The 11,851-nt window shown below is 72.4% G+C and carries 12 protein-coding genes; 10 read left to right on the forward strand and 2 right to left on the reverse strand.

Annotation, left to right across the window (positions count from 1 at the left end; translation table 11 throughout):
• The first annotated feature begins 51 nt into the window (after positions 1-51).
• The 3 genes from ACTMS0_RS15260 to ACTMS0_RS15270 all read left to right on the forward strand — a co-directional run bounded on the left by ACTMS0_RS15260 (position 52) and on the right by ACTMS0_RS15270 (position 2,400).
• Positions 52-1,533, forward strand: a complete 1,482-nt coding sequence (locus ACTMS0_RS15260) for a S1 family peptidase (RefSeq protein ID WP_441155831.1) — start codon at positions 52-54, stop codon at positions 1,531-1,533.
• Positions 1,534-1,708: 175 nt separating this feature from the next.
• Positions 1,709-2,107, forward strand: a complete 399-nt coding sequence (locus ACTMS0_RS15265; protein WP_441155832.1) for a DUF2267 domain-containing protein — start codon at positions 1,709-1,711, stop codon at positions 2,105-2,107.
• A gap of 17 nt (positions 2,108-2,124) precedes the next feature.
• A complete protein-coding gene (locus ACTMS0_RS15270) occupies positions 2,125-2,400 on the forward strand; it encodes a hypothetical protein (protein WP_441155833.1) in 276 nt (91 codons plus the stop codon).
• 46 nt (positions 2,401-2,446) lie between these two features.
• Here ACTMS0_RS15270 and ACTMS0_RS15275 read toward each other — a convergent pair whose 3' ends face one another.
• Positions 2,447-3,520: an SRPBCC domain-containing protein gene (locus ACTMS0_RS15275; RefSeq protein WP_441155834.1), complete on the reverse strand. Its 1,074-nt coding sequence runs from the start codon at positions 3,518-3,520 to the stop codon at positions 2,447-2,449.
• Between the two features lie 156 nt (positions 3,521-3,676).
• Between ACTMS0_RS15275 and ACTMS0_RS15280 the strand changes: the two genes are divergently transcribed.
• From ACTMS0_RS15280 to ACTMS0_RS15290, 3 genes are all read left to right on the forward strand, one after another.
• Positions 3,677-4,909, forward strand: coding sequence for a hypothetical protein (locus ACTMS0_RS15280; protein ID WP_441155835.1), 1,233 nt, complete (start codon positions 3,677-3,679; stop codon positions 4,907-4,909).
• A gap of 230 nt (positions 4,910-5,139) precedes the next feature.
• Positions 5,140-5,526, forward strand: a complete 387-nt coding sequence (locus ACTMS0_RS15285; protein WP_441155836.1) for a hypothetical protein — start codon at positions 5,140-5,142, stop codon at positions 5,524-5,526.
• A 198-nt stretch (positions 5,527-5,724) separates the two neighbouring features.
• On the forward strand, positions 5,725-7,320 hold the full coding sequence (locus tag ACTMS0_RS15290; protein ID WP_441155837.1) for a glycoside hydrolase family 64 protein: 1,596 nt from the start codon (positions 5,725-5,727) through the stop codon (positions 7,318-7,320).
• A 77-nt stretch (positions 7,321-7,397) separates the two neighbouring features.
• Here ACTMS0_RS15290 and ACTMS0_RS15295 read toward each other — a convergent pair whose 3' ends face one another.
• Positions 7,398-7,853: a MarR family winged helix-turn-helix transcriptional regulator gene (locus ACTMS0_RS15295; RefSeq protein ID WP_441155838.1), complete on the reverse strand. Its 456-nt coding sequence runs from the start codon at positions 7,851-7,853 to the stop codon at positions 7,398-7,400.
• 139 nt (positions 7,854-7,992) lie between these two features.
• Between ACTMS0_RS15295 and ACTMS0_RS15300 the strand changes: the two genes are divergently transcribed.
• The 4 genes from ACTMS0_RS15300 (at position 7,993) to ACTMS0_RS15315 (ending at position 11,792) form a co-directional block, all read left to right on the forward strand.
• Complete coding sequence (locus ACTMS0_RS15300; protein WP_441155839.1) at positions 7,993-8,631, forward strand: TetR/AcrR family transcriptional regulator; 639 nt, start codon at positions 7,993-7,995, stop codon at positions 8,629-8,631.
• Positions 8,632-8,878: 247 nt separating this feature from the next.
• Positions 8,879-10,255, forward strand: a complete 1,377-nt coding sequence (locus ACTMS0_RS15305) for a glycosyl hydrolase family 18 protein (protein WP_441155840.1) — start codon at positions 8,879-8,881, stop codon at positions 10,253-10,255.
• A 186-nt stretch (positions 10,256-10,441) separates the two neighbouring features.
• Positions 10,442-10,828: a DUF2267 domain-containing protein gene (locus tag ACTMS0_RS15310; protein ID WP_441155841.1), complete on the forward strand. Its 387-nt coding sequence runs from the start codon at positions 10,442-10,444 to the stop codon at positions 10,826-10,828.
• 172 nt (positions 10,829-11,000) lie between these two features.
• Complete coding sequence (locus ACTMS0_RS15315; RefSeq protein WP_441155842.1) at positions 11,001-11,792, forward strand: endonuclease/exonuclease/phosphatase family protein; 792 nt, start codon at positions 11,001-11,003, stop codon at positions 11,790-11,792.
• Positions 11,793-11,851 lie beyond the last annotated feature (59 nt).

Raw genomic sequence — 11,851 nt, forward strand, 5'->3', positions numbered from 1 at the left:
CCCGCCCGCGGCGTCACCCCCACGCCGCGGCCGCTTCCGAGGAGGCCAGACATGAGACGAAGCCTCGCCGCCGTGGCAGCAGCCCTGCTGCTCCCCGTCGGCGCCCTCACCATCGCGGTGCCACCCGCCGCCGCGGCGTCACCCACCACCACGAGCGCCGCCGGCCGGGCGGAGGCGGCGTCGTCGGAGATGCTCGCCGCGATGCAGCGCGACCTCGGCCTGACCGCCGACGCGGCCCGCACCCGCATCGCCCGCGACGAGAAGGGCAGCCGTACGGACGCGAGTCTGCGCCGGTCGCTGGGTTCCGCGTACGCCGGTGGCTGGCTCACCGCCGACGGCCTTGTCGTCGCCGTCACCGGCACGGCGGCGGCCGAACGGGTCAAGGCCGCCGGGGCGCGGGCGACGATCGTCGGCCGCAGCGGCGCCGAACTCGATCGCGTCAAGTCCACGCTGGACCGCCACGCCGCCAAGGCGCCCGCCGGGTCGGTCCCCGGTTGGTACGTCGACGTCACCACCAACACCGTCGTGGTGCTCGCTCGCGGTGACACCCGGGCCGCCACGGCGTTCGTGCGGACGAGCCGCGTCGACGCGGCCGCGATCCGGGTCGTCACCACCGCCGAGGCCCCGCGCACGTTCTACGACGTCCGCGGCGGCGACGCGTACTACATGGGCGGCGGACGCTGCTCGGTCGGCTTCTCGGTGACCGGCGGGTTCGTCACCGCCGGCCACTGCGGCACCACCGGCACCGCCACCCAGGGCTACAACCAGGTGTCCCAGGGCACCTTCCGCGGGTCGTCGTTCCCCGGCAACGACTACGCCTGGGTCCAGACGAACTCGAACTGGACCCCGCAGCCCTGGGTGAACAACTACTCCGGCGGCAACGTCACGGTCGCCGGCTCCACGGAGGCCGCGGTCGGCGCGGCGATCTGCCGCTCCGGCTCGACCACCGGCTGGCGCTGCGGCTCGATCCAGGCCAAGAACCAGACCGTCAACTACCCGCAGGGTACGGTCACCGGCCTGACCCGCACCAACGCCTGCGCCGAGCCGGGCGACTCCGGCGGGTCGTGGCTGGCCGGTCAGCAGGCGCAGGGCGTGACCTCTGGCGGCTCCGGCAACTGCACCTCCGGCGGGACCACCTACTTCCAGCCGGTCAACGAGATCCTCTCGGCGTACGGCCTGACGCTGCGCACCAGCGGTGGTGGCGGGGAGCCGCCGCCGACCGGTTGCTCCGGTTACGAGGCCACCTACACCGGCAGCATCTCCTCCGGCCAGAGCCACTACCAGCCGAACGGCAGCTACTACTACTCGTCCGTCTCCGGTACCCACCGCGGCTGCCTCGACGGGCCGACCGGGGTCGACTTCGACCTCTACCTCCAGAAGTGGAACGGCTCCACCTGGGTCGACGTGGCCGGCTCGTACACCCCGGGGCCGGACGAGACGATCAGCTACAGCGGCACCGCGGGCTACTACCGCTTCGAGGTGCACGCGTACAGCGGCTCCGGCAGCTACACGCTGGGCATCACCAACCCCTGACCGGTGCTCCGCCGCCGGACCCGTCCGGAGGCGGAGCCGATCACGGCGGGGCGTGGACCCTCCGGTCCGCGCCCCGCCGTTCCACGTGCCCGTGCGCAGGCGGAACCGGGCGGCCCGTTTGCGGACGTCGCCCCCGGGAACTCACCGGGCCCGTCGCCGAGAGGAAGGCCGTACGGTGAACGACAACGAGTTCCTCGCCCTGGTGGCGACCCGGTCCGGAATGTCGTCGGAGCAGGCCACCGCTGTCACACAGGCCACCCTGACCACGCTGGCCGAACGGATCGACGGCGGCGAGGCGCGCGACCTGGCCGGCCAACTCCCCGCCGGGCTGCGGCCGTACGCCTTCGGCGGCAGCGAGACCGGCGAGCGGTTCGGGCTCGACGTGTTCGTCCAACGCGTCAGCGGCCGCGCCGACGTCGACGTGGACCGCGCCCGGGACGGGGTGACGGCCGTCTTCGACGTCCTCCGGGACGCCCTCGGCCCCACCGGTTACGAGCAGGTGGTCACCCAACTGCCCGCGGAGTACGGCGACGTCGCCGACCAGACCGCGCCGTACGCCCGGCGGCAGGCCTGACGACGGGAGGGGTCGTGATGACGACGGACCGGGGGGACATCGACCCGCTGCCCGAGGCGTCGGAGGCGGACGCGCAGGAGCAACGGCAGGACGAGATGGTGGTGGGCCCCGCCGACACGGTGTCGGACGCGGTGCCGGAGGCCACCGAGGCGGACCTCGCCGAGCAGGGCGTCCTGACGCCACCGAGTGCCGGCGCCGGCCTCGCCGACGCGGGACGGGGCGACGTCAGCCCGGCGGACGCCCAGGAACAGAACCAGGAGATCCCGACGCCCGACGAGGATCGCCGGGACTGACCGTCGGGGCGGTGACGGCTCGCCGGCCGCCGTCCCGGCCGGAACCTCACACTCCCGCGCAGGCGGCCTCGCCCACCCGGCACGCCTCCGGTCCGGCGGCCCGGGTGTCGCGGACGTCGAAGCTGAAGGTCAGGGATCCTCCCGCCGGTACCGGAGCGCCCGAGAAGGTGACCTTCTCCCCGTCCTGCCGCCAGGTCGCGCCGCTGGCGTCGAGGACGGTGCCGTCACGGGCCAGCGTCACCACCACGGTCCAGGCAGCGGGAGCGGCGCCGTGGTTGCTGACCTCCACCTCGCCCGTCCACCCCAGGATCCGCTTGGACGAGGTTTCGTAGCGGGCGGTCAGGCGGACCGCCGGGGACGGGCTGACCGACGGGCTGGGGGTGGTTCCCTTCGTGGGCGTGCCGCGGGGCCGGACGGCCCGGCTGGTCGCGCCGGTGGTGGGGCGCGACGGCGCGGACGCCGCCGAGGGGCTTCCCTGCGAAGGCCCGGCGATCAGCGCGGGCGCCGGGTCAGCCACGGCGTCCGCCGGTCGCGGGTCCGCCGGTGCGAGCACCCACAGCGCCACCCCGGTGACGAGCGCGCAGGCCGCCGCGACCCCGATCGTCGCCCATCGGCGGCGTGACCGGGCCGGCACCACCGGAACGGCCGGACCGGCCCCCGACACCTCGCTGCTCGCCACCTCGTCGCCCGACCGGAGGTTCACCTCCTGGAACGCCAGCCAGTCCAGGATGGCGGGCAGTCGGCCGCCCACGGCCTGCCGGTAGCACCGCACGCGGTCGGCGTGCAGCTCGGCCGACCAGGTGCCGTACTCGAGGACCTCCCGCACCGTCAGCCGGCAGCCGGCAGCGGTCGGGGTGACGGTGCAGGTGACCTGGCTCCGCCGGCCGGCCTCGTGCCAGCGCATCGCCAGCCGCAGGGGCGCCTCGCGGTCCAGCACGGTCACGTCGACAGCGGCCTCGAAGCCCGGCAGGTCTCCGGTCCTGAGGCGTGGGCCCTCCAGCGCTCCGGACGGATTCTGGAGATCGGCGAACCAACGGCCCACCACATCCCCGTCCGTCAGTGCCTGCCAGACCCGCGTGGGCGGGTGATACAGCTCCCCGTCGACCTCGATCTCGATCACCGTCGGACTGTACGCCCCGTCGACCGCCGACGGCTCCGAGGGCGGTACGCGGACCTCGCCGGTCCGCCCGGTCCACACCGGACCCGACCATCAGGACTAATCGGAATTAACGCCGTGTGACGTGTCCTTCATGGTGCGTGACGGGTTGTACCACGTGTGACGGCGACATCAGCGGTCATCGACGGCTCGGTAACGGTGGATGCCGCCCGGTGGCGGATCACGTGGGCGCGCCTCGAGGACGGCCGGCGGCAGCAGGCGTACGTCGAAGCGACCTCGGCCTGGCAGCGACATCATGATCACCTGGTGCGACTGCGGATCGAGGCGGCCGGCTTCCGCGGTTGCCCGCCCCCGGCCGCCGGCCTGCCGGTGGAGTTCGAGGACGGCGAGGTCATCTACCGGGTCGTGCCGGCGGCGCAGTTGGTCGAGGTCTCGGCCCGGCACTCCCCCGGGCTCCCGGTCCCCGGCGTGACGACCGGCGTACGCCCCGACGTACCTGAGCGGAGGAGACTTCGGGGCCTGCGGGTTCTCGATGCCGGCACGGCTGTGGTGACGGATCGGCGGGTGACGTTCTCGGGGTCGCACGCCGAGCGTGAGTGGCGGTACGCGGACGTCTCCGGGCTCGCGCACCATCCCGACGCCCCGCTGTCGCTACTGCACACCGTCGACGGTCGTCGCCTCTCCGGGCTCCTGGCTCCGCCCATGTCGGTCCTGAACGCCCGCTTCTATCTCACCCTGGCGTTCGCCGCCGCCACCGGGCAGCGCGCCGCCGTCGCCGCCGAGATCGACGACCTCCTCGCCGCCCACGAGGCGGCCCGGCCGACGCCACCGCCGCCCGCCCGACCGGCGGACGCACCGCTGACCGCCCTGCGGCCGGACCGCCGAGCGGGCACGGCGGTCGCCATGGCGGTGACCGCAGTCGCGTTGGGCACCGGTGTCTTCGGCTCCGCGCCGACCGGCGAGCCGTACCGGGCGGAGGCCGGCGCCTCGGGCCCCGGCGCCGCCCGGCCGCCCGTCGCCGCCGAACCGTCCCGCGCCTCCGATCCGCTGACGCCGACGACCGGCCCGTCGCCGAGCACCCGCCCCGGCGCGACGCCGGACGACCAGAAGATGCGCCGACCCACAGATGTCGGACCGGTGGTCGCGCCGCGGGATCCCGGGACCGACGCACCGGCGACGGGGGCCCACGGGCCGGGGCCGACTCCCACCGTCCGGCCGACCACCGGTCCGGCTCCCACCACGGCGGCACCGAGCGCGGCACCGCCGCCGAGCACGGCACCGCCGCCGACCGGCGCACCACCGCCGAGCGGGCCCCAGCTGATCACCGTGTGCCTGGACCCGATCTCACTTCCGCTGGTGGACCCACTCCTCTGCCCGGCGGCGAGACCCTGAACCGGGCCGGCGACAATCGACTCCCGCCCCTCGTCCGCGAGACGGGAGCCGTCGGGACCGGTCCGGAGCGGCCATCGGGTCGGATCACCGACAGTTCGGCGTCCACACTGGCCTGAATCAAGATCATGCATATCCTGAGCTGGCCTTTTGCCGTACCTCCGTGGCTATAGTCGAGGTGTCGCCCAGCGTCGGTCGGCGGGACAGGTTCGACGCCCAGTCGGAAATGCGGCGTGGAAGCGTTCTTCGACAAGTACGGCAAGGCACTCGCCGCGACCGCGTTCGCGGCTCTCACCGCCCTCTATGCGAAATCCTCCGGCGACGGCGTCGTCGACCCGGACGAGTGGGTGGCGATCGCGATAGCCACCGCCAGCGCGGTCGGCGTCTACGTCGTACCGCTGGCTCCGCGGTACCGGTGGACGAAGACCGCCGTCGCCTCGCTGCTCGCCGGCCTTCAGGTCCTGGCCACGGTGATCCTCGGCGGCGTGCACGCCAACGAGTGGCTGCTGATCGTCATCGCGATCGGGCAGGCCCTGGGCGTCGCCGCCGCCCCGGCAACCTCGGACAACGGCGTCACCAGCCGCGCCCGGCCCGCCCCGCCGGCGGCGCCCGCCGGGTGACCGGCAGCGGATCACCGGCCGCGCAGCGCCGGGCGCCGCTCGGCACAGGCGGTCGGGGGTGAGCCGGCCGGGACGGGCTGAACCCCGACGGGGCGCTCGAGCGCGATACATCATCGTCCATCTATTGACACAAGTTGTTAACGGTTGGACTCTGAGAGAGCGCTCTCTCACCCCGTCCCGCCACCCCGAGGAGTTGCCGTGAGTATCCGAAGAAGACTCCTGGCCGCGCTCTCCGCCCTGGTCGCCGCCGTCCCGGTGACCGTCACCGCGTCCCCCGCCCAAGCGGTCGGCCCCGCGCTGCTGCCCGTCACCGTCACCAACAGCACCGGCCGCGGCGAGGCCGTCCACCTCTACGTGATCGGCACCCAGCTCGCCACCGGGCGCCTCGGCTACGTCAACCAGGCCGGCACGTTCATCCCCTGGTCCGGCGGACAGATCCCGCCGGTGCCCGCGCCGGACGCGTCGATCCCGGGCCCCGGCACCGGCGGCAGCACGACCATCCGCTTCCCGCGTGGCTTCTCCGGCCGCGTCTACTTCTCCTTCGGGGAGAAGCTCAAGTTCTTCCTGACCCCCGACGGTCTCGTGCAGCCCGCGCCGTGGGCACCCGGTGACGCCAACCGCGACATCCTCTTCGACTGGAGCGAGTTCACCTACAACGACGCCGGCCTGTGGCTCAACAGCTCCCAGGTGGACATGTTCGCGGTGCCGCACGCGGTCACCGTCACCGGCGCCGACGGCGTCACCAAGCGCACCGGCGACGTGGTCAGCAACGGCCGTACCGCCATCATCGACGGCATCCGGTCACAGCCCGGCTGGGCGAACACCGTCCACACCCGCTCCGACGGAACGGTGCTGCGCGTACTGGCGCCCGGCAAGGCGGCCGGAGCGGGCCTGCTCAGCACCACCTACCTGGACTCGTACATCGCGACGGCGTGGAACGCGTACACCACCAGGACGCTGACCGTCGTGCCGTTCGCGAACCAGCCGCACATCCGCTACTTCGGGCGGACCTCCGGCTCCGTCATGTCCTTCACCAACGGCGCCGGCCAGGTGGTGGCCTCCTTCAACCGGCCCTCGTCGGCCAGCGTGTGGGGCTGCGACGGCGACCTGCCCGCGCCGAACGACCAGGTGGTCGGCCCGATCTCCCGTACGCTCTGCGCCGCGCTGAACCGGGGCACCCTCGGCACCATCGACACCCAGCCCAGCACCAACCCGGCCGAGTTCTACCGCAACAACCCGACCAACCACTACGCGCGGGTCATCCACGCCAACATGGTCGACGGCAAAGCGTACGCCTTCGCCTTCGACGACGTCGGCGCCTTCGAGTCGCTGGTCCACGACGGCGACCCCCGCTCGGCCGGTCTGATCCTCAGCCCGTTCGGCGCCGGTGGCGGACCGGGCGGCCCGGGCAGCGGGGTGTCGCTGGTGAGCAACTGGAACAACAAGTGCATCGACGTGCCCAGCTCCAACTTCAGCGACCGGGTGCCGCTGCAGATGTGGGGCTGCAACGGCACCGACGCGCAGAAGTGGACGTTCACCGGCAGCGCGGTGCAGAGCCGGAACAACAAGTGCATGGACGTCGACGGCGGCGCGACCGGCAACGGCGCCGTCATCCAGCTCTACACCTGTAACGGCACCGGCGCCCAGCAGTTCACGCTCACCGCCGCCGGCGACCTGGTCAACCTGCGGGCCAACCGGTGCGTCGACATCAAGGACTGGAACAGCGCCGACGGCGCCCGGCTCCAACTCTGGGACTGCGCCGGCACCGCCAACCAGAAGTGGCGCAAGGGCTGAGCCCGACCGGCGGGCCGACGCGAGAGCGCCGGCCCGCCGGGCTCGGCCCCGAGCGGCCGATCGTCGGGTCACCCGGGTCAGGCCGCGCTGAGCAGGGCGTTGGCGCGGGTGAGGACGGTGGTCAGCACGCGGCCGGCAGTGGTCAGGTCCGCGTCGGGCAGGTCGCCCCAGAGCCGCTGGGTGATCTGGTCGATGCCGGAACGGATCCGGCCCCAGACGGCCCGCCCTTCCTCGGTGGGCTCGACGACACCGTCGGGAGTGGCGCGTACCAAGTCGGCGGCGGCCAGCTCGGCGAGGCGCTGACGCGCCACCGCCGGGTCGACCTTCAGCACGTGGGAGATCCGCTGCTCGAGCAGGTCGCCGGTCAGAGTGCCGCCGTTGACGACGGTCAGGGTCAGCGCGACCCACTGGGGTTCGCTGATTCCCGTACCGGCCAACTGCCGCTCCAGGATGGCGTTGAGCGCCTTCTCCGTCTGCCCGATGACCGCCGTGCCGAACGGAGGACGGGAGGTTGCGCTGCTGGTCGTGGACATCTGGGACTCCTTCAGTGTCGGCACCGGCCCGGCCTCCGCCGGACAGCATCAATCTGACACTCAGTTCCAGAAGATTGCAAGTGTCTTTAGGCACTCCCTTCTTTGCGTGCGGGGATCTCAATAGCGGTAGGGTGTCGGCATGACCGCTCCCCCCGCCGACGACCGGTCGCTCCCGCTGCGGGAGCGCAAGCGTCTGCGTACGCGACGCGCCCTGACGGAGACCGCGCTGCGCCTGTTCACCGAGCGAGGGTTCGAGGCGACGACCCTGGACGACCTCGTCGACGAGGCCGAGGTCTCGCGCAGCACGTTCTTCCGGAACTTCCCCGCCAAGGAGGCGGTGGCGATCGAGGCGGAAGTGGAGCTGTGGACGGCCTACCTGCACCGCCTGCGCGACCGGGAACTCTCCGGACCCGTGCTGGCCGAACTGCACCAGTGCCTCGCCGACGCGGTCACGGCGCTGGACCCGGGGTGGGACCAGCGCTACCTGTCCACCCGCCGGCTCGTCCTCACCGCCCCCGCCCTGCTGACCTACGTCGACCACTACCGCACCGGCGTGGAGGACCAGGTGATCTCGTGTCTCGCCGGCACGCTCCGCCTGGATCCCGACGACCCACGCCTCCACGTCCTGGCCCAGTTGACCACCACGTGCTGGAGCGTGTCCGGTCGCGACTGGGTCCGGCGCGACGGCCACGGAGGTCGCCGCGCCCTGTTGACGGGCCTGGCCCGCGCGTACCGGTCGGTCCCCGAGAGCCTCGCGCTGACCGCCACGCCTCGCTGAACCGGTCGTCCCGGCCGGTCAGATCCGGCCGGCAGCGTCCCAGGTGGCCGCAACGAGAGCAGGGAGCACCAGCCAGGCCCGCCCTTCATCGAAGGACGCCATTGACGCCTTCAGTTAATAGTCTTTAGGATTTTGTTGCCTCGAGGACGATACCCGTTCCACCCGTACGCCCGGCCCGGCGGCTGGCCGATCCAGCGCCGAGACCGTGGCGGCACGGCGCCGCAACCCGCCAACGGGAAGGCCCTCGATGTCCCCACCACGCCCCCGCCGCCGCACGGCCCTGGCCGCCGGCCTGCTCACGCTGGCCACCGCCGGCGCGACCCTCGCCCTGACCCCGGCCGCCGCCGAGGCCGCGATCCTGCCGAACAACTTCAAGAGCGTCGGATACCTGCCGTCCTGGAGCGGCAACGTGAACACCGTCCAGTACGGCAAGCTCACCCACATCAACTACGCGTTCGTGCTGCCCAACAGCGACGGCAGCCTGCGTCCGGTCGAGAACCCCGGCAAGCTCTCCACGCTGGTGTCGCTCGGGCACGCCAACAACGTCAAGGTGTCCATCGCGATCGGCGGCTGGAACGACGGCAACGACTCCGCGTTCGAGGCGCTCGCCGCCAATTCCGGCACCCGGGGCGCCTTCGTCAACAACGTGGTCAACTTCGTCAACCAGTACAACCTCGACGGCGTCGACATGGACTGGGAGTACCCGGACCCCGGCACCTCGGCCTCCAACTACAGCCTGCTCATGCAGCAACTGAGCAGTGCGTTGCGCAGCCGGGGCAAACTCCTCACCGCCGCCGTCGTCGCCGAGGGCTACTACGTGCAGGGCGTGCCGACCTCGGTGTTCGGCTACGTCGACTGGCTGAACATCATGGCGTACGACGGCGGCAGCCCGCACGCCAACTACGACTGGTCGGTCAACGCGGTGAACGGGTGGAAGTCGCGGGGCCTGCCCGCCAGCAAGGCGGTGCTCGGCGTGCCCTTCTACAGCCGGCCCGGCTACCACACGTACTCCGCCCTGGTCGGCATGGACCCCGCCAACGCCAACCGGGACTGCACCACGGTCGGCGGAGTCCAGCAGTGCTACAACGGCATCCCGACGGTCAAGCGCAAGACCCAGTGGGCGATGGCCAACGCCGGCGGGATGATGAACTGGGAACTCTCCCAGGACACGACCGGTTCGACCTCGCTGGTCAGCGCGATCTACGACACCGCCGTGGGTGGCACCCCGCCCCCGAGCGGCCGGACCGGCCCGATCACCGGCATCGGCGGCAAGTGCGTCGACGTCGCCGCGGCCGGCACCGCCAACGGCACGGCGATCCAGCTCTACACCTGCAACGGCACCGCGGCGCAGAACTGGACCGTGGCCACCGACGGCACCCTCCGCGCGCTGGGCAAGTGTGCCGACGTCACCAGCGGCTCCACGGCCAACGGGGCGAAGGTCCAGCTCTGGGACTGCAACGGCACCGGCGCCCAGGTGTGGCAGGCCCAGTCCAACGGCACGCTGCGCAATCCGCAGTCGAACAAGTGTCTGGACGCCACCGACAACAGCTCCGCCAACGGCACCCGCTTGCAGATCTGGGACTGTTTCGGCGGCGCCAACCAGGTCTGGCGCCTGCCGGCCTGAACCACCGGCGGCCCCCGTCCGCGCTGCGGACGGGGGCCGGCGACAGGACACCGGCAACTATCCGGTCCCGACGGGCTTTCCCTCTCCAGGACCGGGTAATCGGTGCCACCCCGCCGCTGCGGTCAGGGCGCTGACGCCGGCGCGGGCGCAGGGGGTCCCACCCGGGACCGTGGGAAGGAGCGGGTCATGGAGTACGAGCAGTTGATTGCCACCGTACGACGTCGCACCGGTCTCAAGGACGAGGAGGCCGAGCGGTCCGTGCGAGCCGTCCTGTCGACGCTCAGCGAGCGGCTCGCCGGGCGCGAGGCCGACCACCTCGCGGCCCAGCTACCCGACCGACTGGACATCTTCGTCACCCGCAATCCACAGGGACGGACGTGGGACGTCGGCGAGTTCCTGCGCATCGTCGGCCAGCGGGAGCAGTGCCCGGACGCCGACCTGGTGCGCCAGCACGCCCAGGCGGTGCTGGGCACCATCGCCGAGGCGCTCGACGACGACGAGCGCGCCGACCTGCTCGCTCAGCTTCCCGGCGGCATCATCGACCTCTTCGGGGTCCCCGCCCCACGCGGTTGAGCTCCGGCACTCGCGGCCCGCCGTCTCCGCACGGACGGGTCTCGCCTGCCGCGACGACGGGCCGGAGCCCGAGCGGCTGGTGCCGGCAGAACGGCGCATGCCGATACACTTGCCCAAGCCGGATCGGGGCAGGTGAATGGCTGGTCGTTCGTACCGTGGTTTCCGGCGATTCGTGGCCGTCGTCTTCCTGCTCTCCGTCGCCGCCCTGCCCGCCGGATCGTCGGTGCCCGGCCCGGCCTCGGCGCCGATACGGCTGCTCCAGATGAACCTGTGCAACAGCGGTATGGCCGGCTGTTACACGGGCCGGTCGGTGACCGAGGCCAGCAAGGTGATCCGCACCGAGAAGCCCGGTCTGGTCGCCCTCAACGAGGTCTGTGCGGACGACGTGGACGCGCTGGAGCGGACGATGGCGGACGTCCACGCCGGTGGCACCGTCGTCGGGGCCTTCAAGGCTGCCCGCAACGGCCGCACCGGCGGCCCCTACCGGTGCCTGAACGGCCAGCCGTACGGCGTCGGACTGCTGGCGCACATCCCGGCGCCGTACCGTGGGCACACGGTGCACAGCGGGATCTACCCGATGCAGGACGCGACGGACCCTGAGGAGCGGGCCTGGCTCTGCGTCGACGCCGCCGGCGCCCTGTACGCCTGCACCACGCACCTGGCGTACACCAGTCCGGTCCTCGCGCTCGCGCAGTGCGGCTACCTGCTCGGTACGGCCATCCCGCTCATGCGCCTCCGCGACCCCCAGCAGCCCGCGGTGCTGTCCGGCGACCTCAACCTCCGGCACGGCGGCTCACCCGACGTGCGGGCCTGCGTGCCGTCGGGCTACCTGCACCTCCACGACGGCGCCGTGCAGCAGCTCATGGCGACGGGCGACTTCATCGTCCACTCCAGCCGGTCGGTCAGCATGGGCGGGACGACCGACCATGCGAGCTTCCTGGTCACCCTCACGGTCGACCGCTAGCGGAGCCGATCCGACTGAGCCTTGGCGCCCGCCGTAGGACTGTCCGGCAGACCCACTCA

It is taken from the genome of Micromonospora sp. H33 (genome assembly GCF_052068455.1).
In the GTDB taxonomy this organism is placed as follows: Bacteria; Actinomycetota; Actinomycetes; order Mycobacteriales; family Micromonosporaceae; genus Micromonospora.